A 22,284-nucleotide genomic window follows, 5' to 3' on the forward strand; every position below is an offset into this window, starting at 1 on the left:
TTGCGAACGGTGTGATGGCCTAGTCGCCATGGTGTCTATCTGGCGGGCTATGGGGGATGGTCAGGGTACGTCTATCGAGGCCTGTGTAATGTCGGCGCCGCGCGCGGGATCAGGGCGGAATCGCGAAACAGCGCGGCTCGATATCGGTAATAATCGGTGAGGGCGCGTAGCTGGGTGATGCGCGAGGCGACTAAGTTGGACTCCGCGGAGATCAGGTCGAGCATATTGGCAAGGCCGATCCGATACTGCGTACCTATGCCCGAGAGCGCGCGCCGTGCACTGATCGTGGCGATCGTCGCGCTGTGATAGGAGCGCATGCTGCTTTGCAGTCCATAGAAGGCCTGCCATACCGCCAGCAATACCCGATGCGCCTGTTCGCGTGTCTGCGCGCGTGCGGCGCGGTATGTGGCCCGCTGCTGTTCAATACGATAGGTGTTCGCAAAGTTGATATTGAAAGGCACGTTGATCTGAAGTCCGACAGCAAAGCTGTTCACATCGGGGCCATGGGGAAATTCGTCGTTGCCGGCACTCCCAAGAAGGGATACCGACGGAAGCGCCTGGGCGGCGGCCTCACGGATCGCTTGGTGTGCCTCTCGCGCTAGGGCAAGGTCGGCGAGCAGTGACGGGTTATGGGCAAGCGCCGCCTGCAGCCAGTGTCGTATGGTGTAAGGAAGCGGGCCTGCGGGAGCCGGCAGGGAAACGACGCTGAGCGGGGTCCCCACGGGTAGCCCGGCGGCTTGCGCGAGTTCGCCACGGCGCACGCGTTCGAGCCCCCTGGCCTCGGATAGGCTGGCGCGTGCCTGCGCCCATAGGGTTTTGGCGAGATCGAGATCGGTTATGGGCTTTAGGTGGGCATGATACAGGCGGCGGGCGGCTGTATAGACGCGCCGGGCCTCTCGGACATCGTAACGGTAAATCGCAACGTCCTGGTGGGCTTCGGCCAGATCATAGTAACGATCGGCCACTGCCAGGGCAATTTGCTGAATGGCATCGTCGACGTTATAGCGTGCCGCGAGGAAGGCGGCCCGCGCCTTCGCGACCGAGGCGCGGCGGTATCCGAAATGAAACAGCACCTCGTCGAGAGACAGGGTGCTGTATAGCCCGTTGGCCGGGCCCACGGAGGCCGCGGGTGCGCGCACCATGGTGGCGCTGCGTTGGGCTGCGAAGACGCCGTTTACTGCTGGGAGCCAGACACTCTTGGCCACGCCGAGCGCGGCGGCCTCTGCGCGCCATTCCTGCCACGCAAGGGCTGTGCGCGGGTTGTGACGCAGGGCCCAGGCGGTGAGCGCGGGCAGGGAACGCAAATCGGCCAGTACGGCGCGCGGGGGTCGCTTGGGCCTGCGGATCCGCGGCAGGTGATGGCGCCCTGGGCTGTAGGTCCCGGGCGGCGCCACGCGCGTCATGAGCCCCCACGGGTCATCGAGGATGCCGGGGGTGACGGATCGCCCGTGCGCGGCGGCCGACCCGACACCGGCCATGACCAGCGAGGCGAGCACGAGCGCGCGCCGCGCCCGGCACGGCCCTTGGGGCCTTCGAGCCGGATCCCCCGGGATGCGTATGCCCTCAGCCCTCTGTGGCAAGGTGTACCTCGCCGGGCCGATAACTGTCCATGGAGACGGCCGTGAGAACGCCGTTATCGAGGCGATAGATGTGATCGCACTGGGCGATAGTTTCGCGTCGGTGGGCGATGTGGATACGCGTCACTCCGAGGGCGCGCAGGTGGTCGTTGACCGCCTTCTCGCGAACGGTATCGAGATGGCTTGTGGCCTCATCCAGGATCAAGAGCCGCGGGCATCGTAATAGGGCGCGCGCGAGTAATATGCGTTGTTTTTGCCCGTCGGACAGCACCGATCCCATGTCGCCGACGAGGGTCTCGTAGCCCATGGGCATGGCCATGACCTCGTCGTGGATGGCGGCCTGCTGGGAGGCCGTGACAATATCGTCCAGAGACGCGTCGGGGTATCCCAAGGCGATGTTGTTGGCGATGGTGCCAGCAAACAGAGGGTCGGACTGCAATACGCAGCCGACCATGTGCCGGTAGCGGGCGAGGCCCAATTGGCGGATCTCGATGCCACCGAGCATGATCGTGCCGGCGGTAGGTGTCATCAGGCCGAGCAGCAGCTTGGCCAGGGTGGACTTGCCGGTGCCTGAGGGGCCTATGATCGCCACCGCGCTGCCGGGCTCGACGGTAAGGTCTATGTGGCGCAGGATCCAGGGGTCGGATTGCGAGTAGCGAAACGCAAGGCCGCTGACGGTGAGTCGCGGGCCAGGATCGGGTCCCGCATAGGTACCATCAATGGCCTCTTCGGGCGGCGTCAAGGCAAGGTCGGCCAAGCGTTCGCCGTATAGGCGCAGCATCCGGAACTCCATGACGATGTTCACGAGTGTGTCGCCGCGGGTGAGGAATTGGCTCGCGAAAAGCGAGTAGGTCACGAGCATGCCCACCGTAAACGCCCCGCGCATGACCATGAGCGCCGCGATCCAGATAACCACCACGTGGCCCACGCCCATCAGGAACTGCTGGCTGGCATGGGACAGCGCGGACAACTGCTGGACACGGACATCCTCGTTCGTGGAGTCGACGACGAGATGGGCAAATTGTGCGGCCCGGCGGCCCTCGCCGTTGAAGAGCTTTATGGATTGGGCGCCGCGCAGGGATTCCAGTAGATAGGTCTGCTGTCTTGCGAGGGCGTGGATATGGCGTTCGGTGGCGTCCCGTAGCGGGCGATACGTTATCCAGCGGGCGCTGAGATAGAGCAGGAATACCGCCAACACGAGGATCGTGAGTTTCACGCTATAGAGGGTCAGGACGACGATGATGGCCACGGCCATGACACCATCGAGCAGCGCCGACACCGAATGGGCCGTGATCGTTTTCTGGATGTTACGGATGGCGTCATAGCGCGATACGATATCGCCGATGTGGCGTTTCTCGTAGAACGTCTGCGGCAGCCGCATCATGTGGGAAAACAGGTTAGTAGCCCATTGCGATCCGACGATGGCATTGACATGGATGACGACCCACGAGCGCAGCATGGAAAAGAGCGCGGAAAAGATCGTGACGGCGACATAGGCCACGCCCAGCAGCGTGAGCAGGTGGTGATCATTGATGACCAGGACACGGTCAATGAGCCACTGCATGAAAAACGGTCCCAGGATGCCCAGGATCTCCAATGTCGAGGAAAGGGCCAGGACGCGTGCGATCGCGCCGCCGAGCCCGCGCGTCGGCCCGATCAGGGTGCGCCAGGAGATGGGGGTCTTGTGTGTGGCCGGGCGGAAGCCTGGGGCAGGGATGAGCTCGAGGGCGATTCCGGTGAAGGCGTCCGAGATTTCCGATGGCGACACGAAGCGAGCCCCGCGCGCAGGGTCACGGATGACGGCGCCGCGCTTGGTGAGCCGTTCGAGCACCACATAGTGGTTCATCTCCCAATGGAGGATGCATGGCAACCGCAGGTGATGGAAATCCGAGGGCTCGATGCGTAGGGCGCGCGCATTGAGCTGGCAGTCCCTCGCCATTTGTATCAGGCGCCCAAGGCCTGTGCCCTTCAGCGAGGCCCCGAAGCGCCGGCGCATAGTGGCGATGTCGCTATGATAACCGTGGAAGGCTGCGACCATGACCAGACAAGCCAGGCCGCATTCGGAGATCTCTGATTGAAGGATGGTCGGCATCGGCCGCCGGAAGCCTAGACGCAAATGGGCGGCAACCTCGGCGGGTCTCACGGCCGTGATCCGGGTAGTGAGGGCATGGCAGCGGTCGATGCGGGGGTCGCGCTCGCGGCGGCACGAATGGCGCGGGGCGGACGATTCGCGCCCTTGTGATGCGCCGGGAGGGGGCCATAAATGGAGTTGATGGCCCACTGGAAGAGGCGTTGGCGGCTCAGCGGGATTTCGGCTGTGACCGGCATGCCGGGACGTAGGGGGCGCCGCTGTCCGTTGACCGTAATGACGGTGCGCCGCAACGCCACTTGCACGGGATAAAGGGGTTCGGTGCCTGGCCGCCAGGCGACGCGCCGCGATTCGCTGCGTGTGAGCGCGCTATAGGACACGCTCTTTACGGTGCCGTGAAAGGCCCCAAACTCCTGGTATGGAAATGCCGCATAGTGCAGGAGAACTGGTGATCCGGGATGCAGGAACGAGACCGCCGTGGCGGGCACCAGGAGCCGGGCCATGAGTGCGTCATGGCGGCCGACGATAGTCAGTAGCGTGCGGCCTTCGGTGACTGCCTGTCCCGCATGGACGGCGAGATTGGCAATCACGCCGCTGCGGGGCGCGAGCACCGTAAGGGTATGGCGGGCGGAAGTCTGGGCGATCGCGCGGCGGATCGCCTGGAGGCGCGCTTTGGCGTGCGACTCATGGCGCGCGCGGGTAAGTGGCAAGGCCATGAGCTCATGGCGTGTCGCGCGCAGCTTGTCGGCGAGCGCCTGGCGCTCGCGCGCCACATGCGCCCATTGGGCGTGGGCGTTCAACACCGCGAGGCGCTGTTGTTCGAGGATGGGGTCCGAGACCAGGCCGCGGGCCCGGACGCTCAGGAAATCCTTCAGGACCCGCTTGGTATCGACGATATCTTGGGCGCGGATACGCAGCTCGCGGCGGGTTTGTGCGTACTGCGCGCGCAGATCCAGAAGCCGATCTTGCAGGGTCTTGCGCTGTATGGCGGCCAGCGATGCGTCGCGCTGAATATCGCGGATCAGCAGGCGGCGTTCCTCGGCCAGCGAACCCCGGATGATCCGGTCGACGGGACCGAGCGCCGGACTGAACGGTCTTTGCGAGACCGTCAATAGCGGGCGACCGGCGGTGACGTCCTGACCTAGGTGGACCAGGAGATGCGTGGCGGTGCCGGTGAGGGGTGCGCGAATAGACAACACCCCGCCACGAGGCACCAAGGTACCGCGCGCCTTCAAGTGGCTGGTGTAGCGCCCGAAAATGAGGAACGCCGCAAGGGTCAAGGCAAAAAGGGTCGCCGACCACGCAAAAAGGTAATGACTTGCCGGAGCCCGGACCGTGATCGTGCCGATCCAGGACGATGCGGCGCGGGCCCGCGCCTGCGGACGATAAAGGGGAGGAGGGGCGTTTGCGGGGGTCATGCGTTATTCGCGCACCGACGGCTCCGGAGATGAGATGAACGGGCTTGCGATGGGCGCATTTCCGGTCGCACGTTCGTAGAGGGCGGATGGCGAGGATCGCGCGGCGCCCGTTCGTGCGTCCCGGGTTCAGCTATCGGTGGTGGATGCGTGACGCGCACCGCACGGCGACGGCCTGTCATTTTCCGCCGAATCAAAAGTGGAGACGCAAGCCACCATCCGCTGGCGGCTTGCGTGGCAGGCCGCACCCCCATTAGCGTGCGGCCGGCCGGTGTTACACGTCCCTGTTCAGAGCTTTCCGAGCACGCCGCCGACGGCAGTACCGACCAGCGAGAGCGTGGGGGTGACGATACCTGTGGTGCTGACGCCCACGCCTACGATCGGCATGCCGAGCGCATCAACACTGACGCCAACACTCGCGCCCCCGGATACTTGGGCGATCTCTTCCTGGCTGAGTTCTCTGATGGAATGCGTGTTGTCCATGAATGGCTCCTTGCAGTAATTTCTGACATTTTCCGTGTCGATATAGATAGGTTGATTACTACGCAGGCGATGGAATAGTCGCCTGCGGATTTTTTTAACACCGCATCAAAGGGGCTGTCAATGCCGGGTGGGCGTTTAATGGGATGGATGGCCCGCTGTGCCGGACATGCGGTCTTTGGCACGGTGTGGCCGGCGGCAGTTCCCAATGTTCAAACCATTCCGCAGGCCGCCCGCCATGCGCGGGATGGTGATCGTTTCTATGGGTGTGTTGACAAAGGGCGGCCCTTCCTGATCGGCGCACGAAGGAGATAGCAAGGGAGCCGCGGCATGTGCGGGTGTCTGTGGTTATTCACGCACCCAGGGCTCCGAGGTAAACTGGAATCGGCGTGCGATGGGCGTATGCATGGTCGCGCGTCCGTACAGGACAGATTGCGAGGGGTACAGTGATCCCGCCTTGCCGGGCCCCGAGTTGCGCCGAGGCTTTCCTGGCACGCCCTGCATGGGCACACTCTATGGTGCTGCCAGCCCCCGTGAGATGACCATAGTGAGCGCAGCGCCACCGCGAAAGGGTGATCACTCATGGGGAAGAAACATGAAGCGAGCCTGCGAGAGATCATCCCATTCACAATGTTCCGCTCGCCCTGGATAAACAATCGCATCGCAGCTCAGGACTTTAGGAGGTCCACGATAGCTGCCGTCGCGAGGATTTTGCAGCCCGGCAAACTGTCTCCACGAGGAACCATCGTCATCTTTCGCCAGCGCGATCTCCGTTAAGCCCGCAGAGGCTTTTGGGTAATGGCCGTTGCAACAAGGCGGCGATCTCGCCTTCCCTCGTGGAAATCACATTGGCATCGCAGTGAAGTGCGGCCGGATGTCCGCCAACAAGGCCATGAAGATCACGTCCTCGCGGCAGCCGCGCTCGACCAGACCGCTGGAGGCGATGGCGCGTGCGTAGGCGTAGAGAACCGTCTTCAGTAACGGCACCATGTCATAGGTCGCTGTGCCGGTTTCATCATTGCCATAACGCGGTTCGAATATTGATATGCCGATCGTATGATCGAGGATAGCGGGGCGTGTATTCAAAGCGGCCGGGTAGGATTTTCTCAGAAAAGCTGATCCGGATCAGACTCGTCTGGCGATAATCGTAGTCCTCGTATCGCGCCAGGGACTTAACCCCCCCCTCAGCAAGGGACTGTCACCGGTCATACGCATATTTCTCGGGCATTGGTAGCGCTCTTGTGATGTTTTCGACAGCCTAAACGTTTGCTACAACCGGCTGCCCAAAGCCGCCTAGCGAAGCGCCGCAGCTTTTGGCAGTCCGAGGTGGCACCGTTGTTAGGTTGCGGGTTTGATGGCCTCGATGGTTGCCGATACCACATATTCCGCAATATCTGTTCCTGGCGCCCAATCGCCGATGAAAGACTTGCTCTCATCTTTCGGTGCCACGCGAATCTCCGTAAATCCGCACTCCTGCAGCATGGCTTCGACTTCCGATACCAAGGAAGCGCCGGCCATACAACCTGTATAAAGCGTCATGTCCTTCCGGACTGCCTCCGGCAACAAGGCGAAGGCGACGACATCCGAAATCGCCAATCGTCCTCCCGGCTTCAAAACGCGGTGCGCCTCCCTGAATACGCGCGCCTTATCGGGCGACAGATTGATGACACAGTTGGAGATGATGACATCCACGGCGCCATCCGCCGCTGGCAAATTCTCGATTTCGCCAAGGCGGAATTCGGCGTTACGATAACCGCCTTTCTCGGCATGGGCTCGGGCCTTGGAAATCATTTCAGGGGTCATGTCCACGCCGATGACCCGACCTGTGTCGCCCACTTGCCGGGCCGCGAGAAAACAGTCAAAACCGCCACCGCTGCCAAGGTCGAGCACAACCTCGCCTGTTTTCAGTGCGGCGATAGCTTGTGGGTTTCCGCAACCCAGCCCTATGTTCGCACCCTGAGGTACGCTACCAACGTCATCAGCCGTGTAACCGAGCCCTTGGGACAGGGTGTCTGCACTTGCCGTGGGTGTGCCGCAGCATGTCGGGCCGCAACCGCAGCCTGCACCGCCGCTTTCAGCCACACGGCCGTATTGCTGGCGCACGGCCTGCCGGATCTCGTCGCTCTTCAAGGCATCCATAAATCTTTCCTGTCATTCAAGGGTTGCGACGTTTGTAGCGTCGTATCCCTGTAGACGGAGATTCGGCAAAAAAGACGCAGGCTTCCCCGTCAGCCGCAGCTGCTCCCATCGCGGTTCTTGTCGCGTGGCGCGTAACCGATGATGCCGCTTCGTCCGGTTTCGATGTCACAGCAATCGAGCAAGCGCTGGCGCAAATTCCCTCTGCCGCGTTGTACTCGGGATTTTGCGCCGGAGAGGGAAATGCCCAAACGGTTGGCCACCTCTTTCTGGGGCAGGCCCTCTAGCTCCGATAGCACAAGGGCTGATCTGAAGTGGTCCCCCGTTGACGGACCTCTAATGGATGGATTAAACCAACCACTTGGAGGTCACTATGGAACGTCAGGTTCGTGCTCAATATACCGCCGATTACAAGGCGCAGGCAGTGTCATTGGCAGAGAGCCTCGGAGCGGCAAAGGCTGCCCGCAAGCTCGGTATTTCGGTCAAGACGCTGGCTAATTGGATCCGCATTTCGCGTGATGGAGCAGGGTTCGCCAAGGACGGGAAGCGCCGTCCTGTGAGCGATGTGGAAGCTGAGAATGCACGGCTTCGAGCCGAGAATGCTCAGCTGCGCATGGAGCGCGATTTCATAAAAAAAGCCGCAGCGTACTTTGCGAAGGAGTCCAAGTGAAGTACGCCTATATCGCCTCGCAGCGGACTCACTACCCGATCGGGTTCATGTGCCGGGTACTTGAGGTATCGACGTCGGGATTCTTCGCCTGGCAGGCCCGAGAACGTGCGCCACAGAGCGACGCGGACGCTCCGTTGCGTGCAGCGATCATACAGGTCCACGAGGAAAGCCGGCGCCGCTATGGTCGCCGGCGCCTCACGCATGCCCTGCGCGCACAGGGCATGCGCATCAACCCCAAACGTGTGCATCGAGTGATGCGCGAGGAAGGCTTGCGAGGCGTGCGTAAAGGGCGCTTCGTGCCGCGCACGACCGACAGTGCCCATCAGCGCGCCATCGCCCCGAACGTCCTACAGAGGCGATTTAGCGTCGACACAGCCGTGCCGGCCTGGACAAGCGACATCACGTACGTTGCCACTCGTGAGGGCTGGCTGTACCTGGCGGTGATTATCGCCTTACAGACACGCCAGGTGCTCGGCTACAGCCTCTCGGATCGCATGCCCGATGAGCTGGTGCTCAATGCGCTGCGCAATGCCTGCCATCTCCAGACACCGCCATCCGGTACGGTGTTTCATTCCGACCGCGGCAGCCAGTACGCCAGCGATGATTTCCGCAACGCTCTCGGCGCACTTGGCATGGTGGCCAGCATGAGTCGCAAGGGAAATTGCTGGGACAATGCGGTCTCGGAGAGCTTCTTCGCAACACTGAAGACCGAAGAAGCGACCGAGCCGTATGCGACAAAACAGGACGCCCACAGAGCGATCGCGCAATACATCCACGGATTCTACAATCCTGTCCGCCTGCACTCATCACTCGGATACTTGTCGCCCAACGAGTATGCGCGCAGAATGCAACACCCAGATCAAGACCCGTCTATGAGGTCCGCTGCGTAGGGACCACTTCAATCGGTAAATTTCTGGCAGATCCGCGATCAATGGCCGAAGACAGCTCGCCAACTCTGTGACGTAATCATGCTCAGGCTCCGGTGCCGCGAGTTCATCAGGAAGCTCATCCCACGGTTTCTGCGACCGGTAGTGGTCGGCTATCGCGTTCGCGGCAATGCGGAACAACCAGGCGACAATGCTGCCATGGGATTTGACCATATGCAGGCTCGTGTGGGCTTTGAGGAATACATCCTGAACAATGTCGTCCACCGCATAGCTCTCCCGTACACGTCGGGCAACGTAGCTGCGCAATTGCGTCTTGTGTTCTTGCCAGAAATCAGGCATCGGTGCTATGGGTTGAGCAACCTAAGGTTTCGGCCGTGCGGCGCCGGTCAATGAAGTGTCAGGAAACACGGCGCGCTGTCCCAGGCGTCCGCGCGAGCCGGTTGTTAGGGCACCTTTTCTTGGGGCAAATCTCGGACGCGCCGGGAGACGTCAGGATAGTAACGGCTATAGTTACCTGTCAAGCGCAAACAGGGACCGTTCTCTCAGTCCCCCAAAAAGAACCCGGGCATTGTGCGTGGCTCAAGCCTTAAAAAGCCAACCAAAGTTACAGGGCTATAGGTGATGATCGCCTCGCATAATCTCGATACAGCCTTGGATCCGTAACGCGCCCCCATCGCACCTCACCTGGTGTCTCTTAGTGGCTTCGGAGACCCCCTATTGTCGAGCGCCTCGTAGCGCTGACATAAGTTGCGTGTAGTGCAGTATTTCCAGTGTGGTCTCTGCGCCAGAGGGTCAATTATTTCCAAGCGCGGCCCCGACGGGCTTTCGCGGATATCGCCGAAACGCACCATGCCATTTTCGGCTCCTCAGCAGAATTAGTGGGTCTAATTCACGACCGACATGCTCTTCATCGGCGAGGTGCGTGGCCCGCTCGAGGCCGCGGCGGTGGTCTTGCAGGCCGGCATCGGCGGCCCGATCATCACGACGATCCACGCCGAGTCCGTGGAAACCGCCATTGAACGCCTCACGGCGCTGGCCGCCCATGAAATAGGTCCGGAGGGAGCCACCTCCCAGATTGCCGCGCACCTGGCGGCCGTCGTCCACCTCACACTGTCCTCGCGGCCGATCGGGACCTCCCGTCGCCACGGTGTGACACCGGCACCCCTCCTGTTGCTCTCTACGCAACTCCTGCGCGTACGCCCCCGAAGACGCGGGATTGGGTTCCGCCATCGAGCGGCACGAGACCTCTCAGATTCAGCAGGCGGCCTATACGCAGAATGTGCGGCGGACGCAGCAGTAAGGATTCAGCAGGAAGACGGATGCTGCATGTGAGCACGGCAAATTCTGATAGAATCCCCATCAAGCTCATAGGGATTGCGAATACGACCCTGTGGCCTCCCCTTGAGGGAGGCCACAGGAGCCCCGGAGATTCCGATGTACAGCGCTTCAGATCAATCCACCACGCTTCTCACACAAGAAGTCATGCCGGAAAAAACGCTGACTGTTCTTCAGGAGTTTTCTCGTGGCCGCCTCATGTACAGAGAGGTCATGAACACTTTGTCGTTAGACAGCGACGAAATGTTATTTCGGTTGATGGCACAAGCGGACCTTCCTATGCCGCATCTGTCCGACAAAGAAACGAACGCCATGATATCCCAGTTCAGACAGTTTTTGCGGCATGCCGGAATCTAACGTCACACAGTGTGAGTTGGTCGTACCCGATGCCGGACCTCGCATCACCTTGGCTTACGCGGATCGGCTGGATCTCCTGCTGACTTTGCGCGTTACTGTGGTGGTGGTAGATAGGGTGTAGTACGAGCTTACCCGGCACCACACAGAAACCAGCCAGCGAATCCTGGCCTTTCTCCATCACAATCACATCCCCATTATGCGAACGACCATTGGCGAAGAGGCCCGGACTCAGGGACCGGCATTTCGCAAACAGCATGCGGGGGAACGCGCAGTGCAGGATTTCCTATTCGATTTTCACCATAAAAAGTCACCAGGAGAGAAGCGTTACGCAACCTTGTTATTCGAGGATCATAAGATTGCGGGTACTGCGTTTGTCTTGCCTGATAATGTGTACTTGCTGTCTACGAGGGCATTTCGCCTTGAGTTAGAACATCGACATATCATTCAGTCCGCAGAAAAGATTTTACAACAATCTCAAGCGGCCAGCCGTATACCTTCCAAACGCTCGGTCAATACGCCCCAAAATCGAATTCTCGAATCAAGCCATTTTAAATATGACACCCGTGCCTCCTAGGCGGGACTGTAATTCTGGATAGTGCAGACCGACATTGACTTCTGTCAAGAGAAGGGTGCGCGCGGCCGCTGCCGGGGCATTCGCTCTCCGTCACGTATTGCACGAAGCCAGTTGGGGCGTTTAGAGCAGCCCGCGCGATGCCGGTGCGCACCGCTCCGTTGTGTCCGTCAAGTTGTGCAAGTGCCTTCCTGGTGTAAACAGCCCCGACCTAAGGTCGGGAGCTTTTCACCACATCACACGCAGGCACAACCGCGCGAAATCAGGCTGGTTTATGGGCCTCAGCGGTCCTTACAATAAAGCCTGCAGCAAGGCATGTTGGGGTGAGGAGAATGGATTGACCACTGTCACTCCCGCCCATGTAAAGCCTTCCTGAAGGTCTTCGGATAACAGAAGGCGACATCCTGATCGCGAAGCCGCAGACAAGATCACGGCGTCCCATATCCCGAGATTATGGTCGACCGCGAGATCGGCTGCCACCAACATCACATCGAGTGAGGTCTCGATCACGGGGAAGGCGTCGCGCCAGCTTGAGAGCGCGTTGCGCGCATCGGCTCGGGGTTTTCCTGCTTTGCGGACAAGGACATTAAACAGCTCGCCTAGGACCTGAGCGGGTACGACGGTCGCCCCCGGCGGTAGGCGAGCAATAAGGGTAAGGGCGACATTTCGCCGCTCAGCCCCATTAACCCCTTCCGCGTAGGCAAGCACATTCGTGTCGAGCGCAACCCTCACCGATCATCCTCGTAGAGTTCCTCGCGCGTCCACCGTCCGGCATCGCTAAGCGGCTGCCCTTCTAAACGCGACAATAAAGCAGCGCGCCCGCGCATCGCGACATCGTCGTCCTTGTTGACGGGAATGAGCCGCGCAATGGGTTTACCGTGGCTCGTTACCACGTATTGGCGACCCTCGCGAACCTCACGTAGAAGGGTAGAAAACTGGCGATTGGCATCAGCTGCGGAAATGAACTTGTCCATGACGTCCGCGTAAAGTAGTAATAATAACTACTATACAATCCTCACCAAAAAGCGCAAGCATTCCTCGATTTGCGGCAGGGTTACAGCAGGATTACCGTAAACTAGAGGGTGCGGGGGGGTCTGTAAGCGCTTGATTTTATGGTGGAGCCAGGCGGGATCGAACCGCCGACCTCCTGCATGCCATGCAGGCGCTCTCCCAGCTGAGCTATGGCCCCTTAGCGCGCGGCTACTTTAAGGTCTCGCCTCTCGAAAAGCAAGCGACTGCGCGACGGCCGCATGGAGGCGTGATACGCAACGCTCACGTCCGAGCAGGGCGCAGGTCACATCGATCGGCGGCGAGACCGAGCTGCCGGTCACGGCGATACGCACCGGCTGGGCGAGTTTACCGAAAGTCAGCCCCTGATCGGTGGCCACGGCTTCGAGTGTCGCGTGCACGGCCTCGCGTGTCCAGGTGGACTGCGTGGCCAACGCCTCGGCGAGCGCCGTGAGTGCCGCATGCGGGGCGTTAGCCAGGATGGCCTGATTTTTCGGGTCGTCGATCGTGACTTGCTCGTGATAGAAAAAAAGTGCCTGCGCGGCCATCTCCACCAGTGTCTTGGCACGCTCCCTGAGGGCCAGGACGACGTCGGTGAGTGCCGGACCGGCGGCGGGATCGGCGCCGCGTTCGACGAGGAACGGCCGCAGGCGCTCGGCAATGTCAGCGGCTGGCAGGGTCTTTATGTAGTGCTGATTGAGCCACAGGAGCTTTTTGGGATTGATGGCGGCCGCTGCGGCATGCACGTCCTTGATGTCAAAGAGCGCGATCATCTCCGCGCGCGTGAATATCTCCTGGTCGCCGTGGGCCCAGCCGAGGCGCACGAGATAGTTGATGAGGGCCTCTGGCAGGTATCCTTCGTCGCGATACTGCATGACGCTCACCGCCCCGTGGCGCTTGGAGAGCCGCGCGCCGTCTTCACCGAGAATCATCGGGATGTGGGCGTAGGCCGGGGGCTTGGCGTCGAGCGCGCGCAGCATGTTGATCTGGCGCGGGGTGTTGTTCAGATGATCGTCGCCACGGATCACGTGCGTGATGTCCATGTCCATGTCGTCTACGACTACCGTGAAGTTGTAGGTCGGCGTGCCATCGCTGCGGGCAATGATGAGGTCGTCGAGCTCGTCATTGCGAAACACCACCCGTCCCTTGACGGCATCGTCCACCACCACCTCGCCTGTGAGCGGGTTTTTGAAGCGCACCACGGCCTCCGGCGACGGCCCGTGGCCGAGCTCGCGACAGCGGCGGTCGTAGCGCGGCTTTTCCTTACGCGCCATCTGCGCGGCGCGCTGCTCCTCGAGCTCGGCCTTCGTGCATGTGCAGTAATAGGCGTGGCCGTGGGCGATGAGTTCCGACAGGACCTCGCGGTACCGATCGAAGCGCCGGGTTTGGTAGAATGGGCCCTCGTCATAGTCGAGGTTCAAAAACGCCATGCCTTCGAGGATCGCGGCCACCGACTCGGGTGTCGAGCGTTCGAGGTCGGTGTCCTCGATACGCAGGACGAAGCGCCCCTGATGCTTGCGGGCAAACAGCCAGGAATAGAGCGCGGTGCGCGCCCCGCCGATGTGCAGATAGCCCGTGGGGCTTGGAGCAAAGCGTGTGCGTATCGTCATAGTGGGGGGCTATGGTACTGAAAACCGCGAATGAATTCACGGGCGGCGCGGATTCCGAACTCTACGCGGCGCTGGCCGCCGGCGCATGCGTCATCACCGCCAACAACCGCCTCGCGCACCACCTGCATCTCGGCTATGCGCGCCACCTGCGTGCCACCGGTCGCCGGGTGTGGGAGACGCCCGACATCCTCCCCTGGTCGGCCTTCGTACAACGCTCGGCGGAGGCCGCGCGCGCCCATGCGGGAGGGCGCTCGCCGCTGACCGCCGCCCAGGAGCAGTGGTTGTGGTCGGAGCTTGTCACCGAATATGACCCCGGTTTTCTCTGCCAGGATCGGGCATTTGCGGCGCAGGCCGCCGAGGCCTGGCAGCTGCTCGCCGATTATGCCTTGCCGCTGCCGGAAGCGGGGGGCGATCGCGAGAGCGAGATATTCGTGGCGCTGGCGCGGGCCTTCATGCGGCGTCTTGCCGCCCTCGGCCGCGACGACGCCGCCCACGATCCCACGCGGGTCGCCGAGGCGATCGGCGCCGGGCGCATAGCGATCAGCGCCCAGGTCCTATGGGCGGGCTTTGAGCGCCTGACGCCGGCGCAAGAGGCGGTGAAGAGGGCGTGCGCGGCGCGCGGCGCGCACGTCTCGGTCCTGCCGCTGCCAAACTGGGGCGGGGAGGGCGACGCGCGCATCTTTGCGACCGCGACCGAGGAATTGACCGCGGCGCTCTTGTGGGCGCGGGAGCGCATCGCCCGTGAGGGCCATGGGCGCTATGCGCTGGTGGTGGCGGATCTTGCCGCCGAGCGTAGACGCGTTGTGCGGCTGGCCCATGAGATTCTGGCATCCCACCCGGGGGCCGAGACCGTACCCTACGAGATATCGCTTGGCACGGCGCTCGGCGAGGCGCCGGTGGTGGCGGCCGCGTTGCGTGTCTGGCAATTGGCGGGCGGGATGTTGGCCGCCGGGGAGGCCGCCGCACTCATCCAGTCGCCGTTCCTTCATGAGGCCAAGGCCGAGCGTTCGGCGCGCGCACGGTGCGCCTATGAGATGTTGATGGGCACGTCCGAGGTCGATGTGACGGCGCTGGCGCGTGCCCTGCGCGGTGGCGCGCCTAGCGCGCACGCCGGCTTTGCGCGTCTTGCGGGCATCGTCCGCCGCTGGCCGCGGCGGGCGTCGGCGAGCGCCTGGGCGGGACTGCTCATGGGGGCGCTCAGCGCCGTCGGCTGGCCGGGCGCGGCCGCGCGCGAAGACTATCAGGCGATCGCCGCGGTGCATGACGTCCTGGAGTCATTTGCCACCCTGGAGGCGGTGGCCGGGGGGATGTCCTACGCGAGGGCGCTCGGGTTTGTGCAAGGCGCGCTCGGTGACCGAGTCTTTCAGCCGCGCGGGGGTGATGCCCCGTTGCAGATCCTGGGACCGCTCGAGGCGATAGGCCTCACGTTCGACGGTCTCTGGGTGATGAATCTGCATGACCGGGCGTGGCCTGCCGTGCGTCCCCCCCATCCGCTGCTGCCGCTGGCCTTTCAGCGCGCCCATCGCCTCCCGCATGCCTTCGTCGAGGACGATATTCGCTTTGCCGGGCGCGTGCTCGAGGATCTCGTGGGCGCCGCGCCCGAGACCATACTGAGTTCCGCCCGGCACGACGCCTCCGGTGCGCTGCGCCCGAGCCGGGCGTTGATCGCGCGCGGTGCGGTGGATGGGCAAGCACCGGCGTTTGTGAGCCGCTTTGGGCAGGCGTTTGCCGCGCGCGCGGCGCTCGAGGACTATCCCGTGCGCGCCGCACCCTTGGACGATGCGCGCACCGGACCGTTCGCGGCCGGACTGCTCGCCGCCCAGGCCGCGTGCCCGTTTCGGGCCATGGCCCAGTACCGTCTGCGTGCGGACGCTCTCGATGCCCCGGGATACGGACTGACGCCGGCTGTGCGCGGCGCGGTGGCGCACAAGGTCATGGAGATCTGGTTTGGCGAGTTGCCGGAGCCGCGGGCGTGGCTTGCCCTGGACACGGATGCGCGCGCGCGCCGTATCGCCGAGACCGTGGCCGCCGCGCAGGCCACGGCCGCCGACGACTATGCGCGCTTCCCGGCGGCGTTCGTGGTCCTCGAGGCGCGCCGCATGGAGCGCTTGCTGGCGCAATTCCTCGAGCGCGAGGAGGCGCGGCCGGCGTTTCGGGTGGTGGAGCGCGAGAAGGAGGTGGCGCTGCGCTGCGGGCCGCTTGCGATGCGCGGCCGCATCGACCGTGTGGATGTGGTCGACGGGCGTACGGTGCTCATCGACTACAAGACCGGCCGGATGCCGGCCGTGGATTGGATGACCGACCGCCCCGAATACCCGCAGCTTTTGTTTTATGCCGTGGCCGAAGGTCCGCAGGTGGCGGGTATCGCGTACGCGGGATTGTCGGCGCGCGACGGCGGCTACAAGGCCTGGACGCGTGATGACGCGCTCCTGCCGGAGGCCACGGTGGTGGCCGATTGGGGGCAGGTGACCGGGGCGTGGCCGGCGCTCCTGGCGCGCCTGGCGGGGGATTTCGCGGCCGGCGGCGGGGCCGTGGATCCCTTGAACGGGGCCTGTGAATATTGCGGGCGCGAGGGTTTCTGTCGGATTGACGAGGGCGGCGGGGGTGGTGATGACGAGTGATGCCGAGGCCCGGCGTGCGGCCATCGACCCGACCCGCTCGCTCGTGGTTCAGGCCCCCGCCGGATCCGGCAAGACCGCGCTTTTGATTCAGCGCTATCTGGCGCTGCTCGCGCGTGTCGAGACCCCCGAGGAGATACTCGCGCTCACCTTTACGCGCAAGGCCGCCGAGGAGATGCGGTCGCGGGTGCTGGCGGCCTTGACGGCGGACTTCACGGCCCCCGGGGACAGTGACTACGAACGCGAGCTCGCGGCCCTCGCGCAGGCCGCCGCGCGCCACGGCGAGCGGCGCGATTGGTTTCTCGCCGATTGCCCGGGACGGCTGCGCATTCAGACCTTCGATGCGTTCTGTGCGCAGATCGTCAACCAGTGGCCGGCGGCGGCCGGTGTCGGCGTGGCCCTGGAGGTGGCGCAAGACCCTGCGGCCCTCTATGCCGAGGCCGCGCTCGCGACGTTCGCAGACCTGGGGGCCGATGACGCCGTGGGCTTGGCGCTCGCGACGCTGCTGCCGGCCCTTGCCAACGATGTCGATCGTTTCGTGGCCCTGGTCGGGGAACTCTTGGGGCGCCGCGAACAATGGCTGCCGGTGGTGCTCGAGACCGGGTCGGCCGCCCCCGAACAGGCGCGCGCGCGTCTCGAGGGGGTGTTTCTGCGTCTCGCCCATGAGGCCATGGCGCGCGCCCGCGCCCTGTTTCCGGAGGAGGCGTTGGGACCGGCCTGCGCGTATCTCGCAACCCTCACCGGTGATCCGGACTGGCAGCCGGCGAATCTGGGCGCCGACGGGGTGGAGGCCTTGCGACTCTGGCAGCGCCTCGCCGGGTATTTCCTGACCGGTGGCGGGGGGCTGCGTAAGCAGCTCAAGGATTGGCCGAAGGATCTCGGGCCGACGCGGGCGTACATGGCGCAATTCCGCGATCCCGAGGGGCTTGCAAGCGCGCTCAATGCGCTTGTCGCCTGGGGGCCGTGCATCTACGGCGATGACCAATGGCAACGGCTGTCGGCCTTGCTGCGCATCCTGCCGGCGGCCTCGGCGCAGCTCCAGATGGTGTTTGCCCGCCACGGCGCGTGGGACTTCACCGAGGCCGCGCTACGCGCCCTGCAGGCCCTGGGTGCGGAGGGGGAGCCGACCGCCGGGGCGCTGCGGCTCGACCGGCGCCTGCAGCATATCCTCGTCGATGAGTTTCAGGACACCTCGGTCCTGCAATACCGGCTGCTCGAACGCCTGACGAGCGAGTGGGTGCCGGGGGAGCCGCGCAGCCTGTTTGTGGTCGGCGACCCCATGCAATCGATCTATGGATTCCGCAAGGCCGAGGTCGGGTTGTTCTTCAAGCTCAGAAATGAAGGGCTCGGGTCGTGGCCGTTGGAATCGGTGACCCTGAGCGCCAATTTCCGCTCGCGCGGCGGTCTTGTCGCGTGGGTCAACGAGGCCTTCGCGCGCCTTTTGCCAAAGCGCTTCGTGAGTGACGAGGGGGCGGTGCCGCACGCGCCCGCGACCGCTGTGCGCGGCGCCGGCGGCGCGGTGCGCGTCCATGGGCTCGTGGATGCCGACATGGCCGCTGAGGCCGACTATGTGGCGCGGCTGGTGGGCGATATCCGCGCGCAGCGCCCGGAGGTTGAGATCGGCATTCTGGTGCGCTCGCGATCGCATGGGCATGCCATCGCGGCGGCGCTCAGCGCCGCCGGGCTACGCTTTGCCGGCGAGGAGCTCTACGCCCTGGGGACGCGCCCCGTGATCCGCGACCTGCTAGCGCTCACCGAGACGTTGCTGTTTCCGGCGGCGCGCCTGAGCGCCTTGAGCGGTCTTCGGGCCCCCTGGTGCGGGCTCGATCTCGCCGATCTGGTGGCGCTCTGCGAGGGTGACCCGCGAGCGCTCGTCGACATCCTCGCAGACGAGGGGCGCGTGGCGCGCTTGAGCGCTGACGGGCGCGCGCGCGTGGCGCGGATGCGCGAGGCGTTGTGCGCGGCCCAAAGACAGCGCGGGCGCGTGCCGTTATCGCGCTGCATGGAGGAGACCTGGCTTGCGCTCGGCGGACCCGCGGCCCTGACTACGCAGGCGGCGCTCGACGAGGCCTTAGTGTTTTTCGAGGCCTTGTCGGAACGCGAAGTGGCGGGCGAGGTAGACCTCTGGCAGCTGCGCGCGCACCTGCAAAAACTCTACGCACCCGCCGATCCACAGGCCTCGGGCCTGCATATCCTGACCATCCATAAGGCCAAGGGCCTGGAATACGATGTCGTCATCTGTCCGGGGCTCGGGCGTCGGACGCGCGGCGACGGACGTCCGCTGTTGCTCGTGCAGGAGACCGAGGGCCCACGCGGCACGGACCTGCTGCTCGCGCCGCTCAAGGCCCATGATGAGGACAAGGACTCGCTCTACGATGCCCTGTGGGCCTTTGCGGCGCGTCGTCGCGAGCATGAGGTCCGCCGGCTGCTTTATGTAGCGTGCACGCGTGCCCGCGAGGATCTGCATCTCATCGGTCATGCCCAAGGCAAGGACGATGGTTCGGTGCAGGCGGCAGGCCTTTGGACGGTGTTGTGGCCCGTCATAGGGGAGACCTTCCGGCAGTCATGTGTGGCGTGCGGGTCCGGTGCCGAGGCGGTTGCGCTCCCGCCCACCGGTCTGCGCCGGGTCGCGCGCAGGGCGTTGACTTGGGTGTCGCCGGGGCCCTCGTCGGTCATGCGCGAGGAACAAGCGGCGAACGTCGACGCGCCGGTGGCCTTCGATTGGGCGGGCAGCCGTATCCGGCGCATCGGTATCGTCGTGCATGCCCTGTTGGCGGAGTTGGCCGAGGCCGGCCTGCCGGAGGGCGGGGGGCTCCCTGATGCCCTGGTGACGCGCGCGCAGGGCCTCCTGTATGGTCAGGGATTTGCGGCACAGGACTTGCCATCGGCGCACGCCACGGTGATGGAGGCCCTGACATCCACGTTACAGGATGCCGACGGGCGCTGGATCCTGGCGCCGCACGCACAGGCGCGCAACGAATACGCCCTGAGCACGTTCGACGGCGGGGCCGTGGTCACCGCGCGCGTCGATCGCACGTTCATCGATGGCGAGGGCGTCCGCTGGATCATCGATTACAAGACCGGCCGCCACGAGGGGGCGGACCGCGAGGGGTTTCTCGAGCGCGAGCGCGAGCGCTATAGCGGACAGCTGGCGCGTTATGCGCGTCTCTTTCAGGATCTCGATGGGCGGCCCGTGGAACTCGGGCTGTATTTCCCGTTGCTGGCGGCCTTCCGCCATTGGCGCTACGAGCCCGGCGACGAACGGCGCGACGGGTGATTGATTCGGCGTTTTCGCAACCTATGTCTTGATAGCCATATCCCGGATTCTATGATCGATTTTGGTGTGGCGTTCGTGTATAAATATTGAGGATATGCGTGGTTGATCGTGGAGGATTGTCATGCCTATTGGAATGCAGCGGGCCGTACCTCGACTTCCCGTATCCGGGCTGCGCGACTACATCTTGGAGTTCGCCTCTGCTCGTGGCGTCGTCTACGTCGAAACACCGGCTGACAAGCTGGCCGACACGATCACGCGGCTCTCCGACGACGAGATCCACCTGGACGAGATCGAGCGCTTGCTGATTGCCCTGGAGCGTGCCGGCGTTGTTGCGAGCAACAGCGTGGTGCCGCTGCACATCAATTACCTGCGCGAGGAGCTGAATGTTCGATCCGTTTAAAGATTTCGCGACGGCAGGCTATCTCCGGAATCGCTTTCAGGAAAAGGATTTCCGGATCATAACGCATATCGAGCACGAGGTCTTTGTCCGCAACGCGCCCGTGGCGCAGTAACAGCGCGCCGGCAAAACCGAGGTCTCGTACTTGGATGTCCTGACCGTTCATCGCACCTTTTCTCGGAGTTCTACCCTTGGGCGGGGCAAGATCGCGCCGCCACGATGCCTGAGAGCGCGGTGAAGAAAGGAACGGTCCTGTTCGCGCATCCGCTCTCGGCAAGGCTCGCAGTAGAGCAAGGCCTGCGTCTTGGCCAAGACCGGATTGTGGGCTGGGCATGTAAAGCAGACACGGCATGCCCGCGAATATCCTGAACCTGGCGGCCTACAGCGTCATCGATATCGCTGAGGACGAGGACGACTATCACATAGACGCCGAGGCGAAGAAGCCGCCCGCGTGCTGCCCTCACTGCCAATCCGACAACCTGATTGGATTCGGGCGCCGGGAACAGATGATTCGCGACATGCCGATGCACGGCCGCCGTGTCGGCCTCTACATAGACACTCGCCGCTACCGCTGCCGAGCCTGCGACAAGACGTTCTACGAGCCGCTGCCGGAGATCAACGAGAAGCGGCTGATGACGCAGCGCCTAGTCGATTGGATCGGCAAGCGGGCCGTCAAGCACACCTTCGCCAGCATCGCGGAGGAAGTTGGAATCGACGAGAAAACCGTTCGGCTGGTCTTCGGGGACTATGTTAATGCTCTTGAGGCGACCATCCGCTTCGAGACGCCGAAATGGATGGGCATTGACGAAATCCACCTCATCAAGCCCCGAAGCGTCATCGCCAATATCCAGAACAACACCATCGTCGAGCGGCTGCAAAACCGGAACAAGGATACCGTGGTGCGCTACCTGTCGCGCCTGGAAGGCCGGGAACATATCCAGTACGTTGCCATGGGCATGTGGGCACCGTACCGGGATGCGTGCGCGGCGGTCATTCCGGGCGCCCAGATCATCGTGGACAAGTTCCACGTCGTCCGGATGGCGAACGACGCTGTGGAGCGCGTGAGGAAGGGCGTGCGCGAGCGTCTGACGCTCAAACAAAAGCACGGTCTCATGCATGACCGTTTCGTGCTCCCAAAGCGCGAGCACGCTCTCGACGACCGGGAGCGCTTATTGCTCTCTAGATGGACGCGCAACTACGACGAACTGGGACTGGCCTACCATCTCAAGGAAGAGTTTTTCGGCATCTACGACGCGAAATCACTGACGAGGCACAGGGGCGCTACATCGAGTGGAAGCGGCGCATCATGCCGGAGGTCGCACCGGCCTTCGCCGACCTGGTGCGGGCCTGGGAGGACTGGACACCGTGGATTCTCGGCTACTTCGACCATCCAGTGATCGATGCCTACACCGAATCCCTGAACAGTCTCATGCGCGTCATGAATCGGCTCGGCCGCGGCTACAGCTTTGAGGCGCTGCGGGCCAAGATTCTCTTTGCTGAGGGCGTCCACAAGCGCAAGAACAGCCGACCGAAATTCGAGCGGAAAGAGCATCGGGCAGCGCCCAACATGAAAGGATTCGAGATGGGCCGCGAGATTCCGGCGGGCGCCCGGGGCTTCATGAGTGGTAACGAACTGCCTTCCGCTCAGAAACGCTATCCGGAGCCATCAACGCAGCCGGAGAAGAACGACGGGGCCGACATCTCAACACTCGTCCGACTCATCGAGTCCGGAGAGCTTTGACCCCATTTCAATCATGGATTCCGTGATGCCCCCAAAAAAAGCCCCCTTCCGTGGGGAAGGGGGCCCCACCATCGTCCTTGATGGGTATCGACGCATCCTTGCGACGGGTTCTACTG

At 63.4% G+C, this 22,284-nt stretch carries 20 protein-coding genes, 1 tRNA gene and 1 pseudogene; 10 read left to right on the plus strand and 12 right to left on the minus strand.

What is annotated here, in order from left to right; all coding sequences use genetic code 11:
* Nucleotides 1–71: 71 nt before the first annotated feature.
* From C4900_RS06620 to C4900_RS17180, 7 genes are all read right to left on the minus strand, one after another.
* Nucleotides 72–1,580, minus strand: coding sequence for a TolC family protein (locus tag C4900_RS06620; RefSeq protein WP_114282705.1), 1,509 nt, complete (start codon nucleotides 1,578–1,580; stop codon nucleotides 72–74).
* Entirely contained in the window at nucleotides 1,564–3,720 is a 2,157-nt protein-coding gene (locus C4900_RS06625; RefSeq protein WP_211306799.1) for a peptidase domain-containing ABC transporter, read from the minus strand. The genes C4900_RS06620 and C4900_RS06625 overlap by 17 nt, the downstream gene beginning before the upstream one ends.
* Nucleotides 3,717–5,084, minus strand: a complete 1,368-nt coding sequence (locus tag C4900_RS06630) for an HlyD family secretion protein (RefSeq protein WP_114282710.1) — start codon at nucleotides 5,082–5,084, stop codon at nucleotides 3,717–3,719. The genes C4900_RS06625 and C4900_RS06630 overlap by 4 nt, the downstream gene beginning before the upstream one ends.
* A gap of 285 nt (nucleotides 5,085–5,369) precedes the next feature.
* Nucleotides 5,370–5,564: a Blp family class II bacteriocin gene (locus C4900_RS06635; protein WP_065972089.1), complete on the minus strand. Its 195-nt coding sequence runs from the start codon at nucleotides 5,562–5,564 to the stop codon at nucleotides 5,370–5,372.
* A gap of 840 nt (nucleotides 5,565–6,404) precedes the next feature.
* Complete coding sequence (locus C4900_RS06645; RefSeq protein WP_114282712.1) at nucleotides 6,405–6,647, minus strand: hypothetical protein; 243 nt, start codon at nucleotides 6,645–6,647, stop codon at nucleotides 6,405–6,407.
* 252 nt (nucleotides 6,648–6,899) lie between these two features.
* On the minus strand, nucleotides 6,900–7,700 hold the full coding sequence (locus tag C4900_RS06650) for an arsenite methyltransferase (protein WP_114282714.1): 801 nt from the start codon (nucleotides 7,698–7,700) through the stop codon (nucleotides 6,900–6,902).
* An 89-nt stretch (nucleotides 7,701–7,789) separates the two neighbouring features.
* Entirely contained in the window at nucleotides 7,790–7,996 is a 207-nt protein-coding gene (locus tag C4900_RS17180) for a sigma factor-like helix-turn-helix DNA-binding protein (RefSeq protein ID WP_211306800.1), read from the minus strand.
* A 74-nt stretch (nucleotides 7,997–8,070) separates the two neighbouring features.
* Here C4900_RS17180 and C4900_RS06660 point away from each other — a divergent pair, with 74 nt between their 5' ends.
* Both C4900_RS06660 and C4900_RS06665 read left to right on the plus strand, forming a co-directional pair.
* A complete protein-coding gene (locus C4900_RS06660; RefSeq protein ID WP_114282232.1) occupies nucleotides 8,071–8,367 on the plus strand; it encodes a transposase in 297 nt (98 codons plus the stop codon).
* Nucleotides 8,364–9,257: an IS3 family transposase gene (locus tag C4900_RS06665; protein WP_114282231.1), complete on the plus strand. Its 894-nt coding sequence runs from the start codon at nucleotides 8,364–8,366 to the stop codon at nucleotides 9,255–9,257. Before C4900_RS06660 ends, C4900_RS06665 begins: the two co-directional genes overlap by 4 nt.
* Here the strand turns inward: C4900_RS06665 and C4900_RS17185 are convergent.
* Nucleotides 9,174–9,593: a sigma factor gene (locus tag C4900_RS17185; RefSeq protein WP_114282717.1), complete on the minus strand. Its 420-nt coding sequence runs from the start codon at nucleotides 9,591–9,593 to the stop codon at nucleotides 9,174–9,176. The genes C4900_RS06665 and C4900_RS17185 overlap by 84 nt on opposite strands.
* Nucleotides 9,594–10,154: 561 nt before the next feature.
* Between C4900_RS17185 and C4900_RS17190 the strand changes: the two genes are divergently transcribed.
* From C4900_RS17190 to C4900_RS15800, 3 genes are all read left to right on the plus strand, one after another.
* Nucleotides 10,155–10,586: an ATPase, T2SS/T4P/T4SS family gene (locus C4900_RS17190; RefSeq protein ID WP_114282718.1), complete on the plus strand. Its 432-nt coding sequence runs from the start codon at nucleotides 10,155–10,157 to the stop codon at nucleotides 10,584–10,586.
* 102 nt (nucleotides 10,587–10,688) lie between these two features.
* Nucleotides 10,689–10,946 (plus strand): hypothetical protein, encoded by a 258-nt coding sequence (locus C4900_RS06680; RefSeq protein WP_114282720.1) that lies wholly within the window; start codon nucleotides 10,689–10,691, stop codon nucleotides 10,944–10,946.
* 196 nt (nucleotides 10,947–11,142) lie between these two features.
* On the plus strand, nucleotides 11,143–11,520 hold the full coding sequence (locus tag C4900_RS15800; RefSeq protein WP_147267145.1) for a hypothetical protein: 378 nt from the start codon (nucleotides 11,143–11,145) through the stop codon (nucleotides 11,518–11,520).
* 288 nt (nucleotides 11,521–11,808) lie between these two features.
* Here the strand turns inward: C4900_RS15800 and C4900_RS06685 are convergent, their stop codons facing one another.
* From C4900_RS06685 to gltX, 4 genes are all read right to left on the minus strand, one after another.
* A complete protein-coding gene (locus C4900_RS06685) occupies nucleotides 11,809–12,249 on the minus strand; it encodes a PIN domain-containing protein (protein WP_065969324.1) in 441 nt (146 codons plus the stop codon).
* Complete coding sequence (locus C4900_RS06690; protein WP_065969325.1) at nucleotides 12,246–12,491, minus strand: type II toxin-antitoxin system Phd/YefM family antitoxin; 246 nt, start codon at nucleotides 12,489–12,491, stop codon at nucleotides 12,246–12,248. The genes C4900_RS06685 and C4900_RS06690 overlap by 4 nt, the downstream gene beginning before the upstream one ends.
* A gap of 139 nt (nucleotides 12,492–12,630) precedes the next feature.
* A tRNA-Ala gene (locus C4900_RS06695) sits at nucleotides 12,631–12,706 on the minus strand.
* Between the two features lie 16 nt (nucleotides 12,707–12,722).
* A complete protein-coding gene (gltX, locus tag C4900_RS06700; protein WP_114282722.1) occupies nucleotides 12,723–14,135 on the minus strand; it encodes a glutamate--tRNA ligase in 1,413 nt (470 codons plus the stop codon).
* A gap of 11 nt (nucleotides 14,136–14,146) precedes the next feature.
* Between gltX and C4900_RS06705 the strand changes: the two genes are divergently transcribed.
* From C4900_RS06705 to C4900_RS06720, 5 genes and pseudogenes are all read left to right on the plus strand, one after another.
* On the plus strand, nucleotides 14,147–16,756 hold the full coding sequence (locus C4900_RS06705) for a PD-(D/E)XK nuclease family protein (RefSeq protein WP_114282724.1): 2,610 nt from the start codon (nucleotides 14,147–14,149) through the stop codon (nucleotides 16,754–16,756).
* Complete coding sequence (locus tag C4900_RS06710; RefSeq protein WP_147267146.1) at nucleotides 16,746–20,030, plus strand: UvrD-helicase domain-containing protein; 3,285 nt, start codon at nucleotides 16,746–16,748, stop codon at nucleotides 20,028–20,030. Before C4900_RS06705 ends, C4900_RS06710 begins: the two co-directional genes overlap by 11 nt.
* 121 nt (nucleotides 20,031–20,151) lie before the next feature.
* Entirely contained in the window at nucleotides 20,152–20,430 is a 279-nt protein-coding gene (locus tag C4900_RS06715) for a hypothetical protein (protein ID WP_141689212.1), read from the plus strand.
* Nucleotides 20,414–20,542 (plus strand): hypothetical protein, encoded by a 129-nt coding sequence (locus C4900_RS16885; protein WP_267254358.1) that lies wholly within the window; start codon nucleotides 20,414–20,416, stop codon nucleotides 20,540–20,542. Before C4900_RS06715 ends, C4900_RS16885 begins: the two co-directional genes overlap by 17 nt.
* Nucleotides 20,543–20,777: 235 nt before the next feature.
* A pseudogene (locus C4900_RS06720) lies at nucleotides 20,778–22,168 on the plus strand (ISL3 family transposase).
* The last annotated feature ends 116 nt before the right edge of the window (nucleotides 22,169–22,284 follow it).

The organism is Acidiferrobacter thiooxydans (genome assembly GCF_003333315.1).
Taxonomy (GTDB): domain Bacteria; phylum Pseudomonadota; class Gammaproteobacteria; order Acidiferrobacterales; family Acidiferrobacteraceae; genus Acidiferrobacter; species Acidiferrobacter thiooxydans.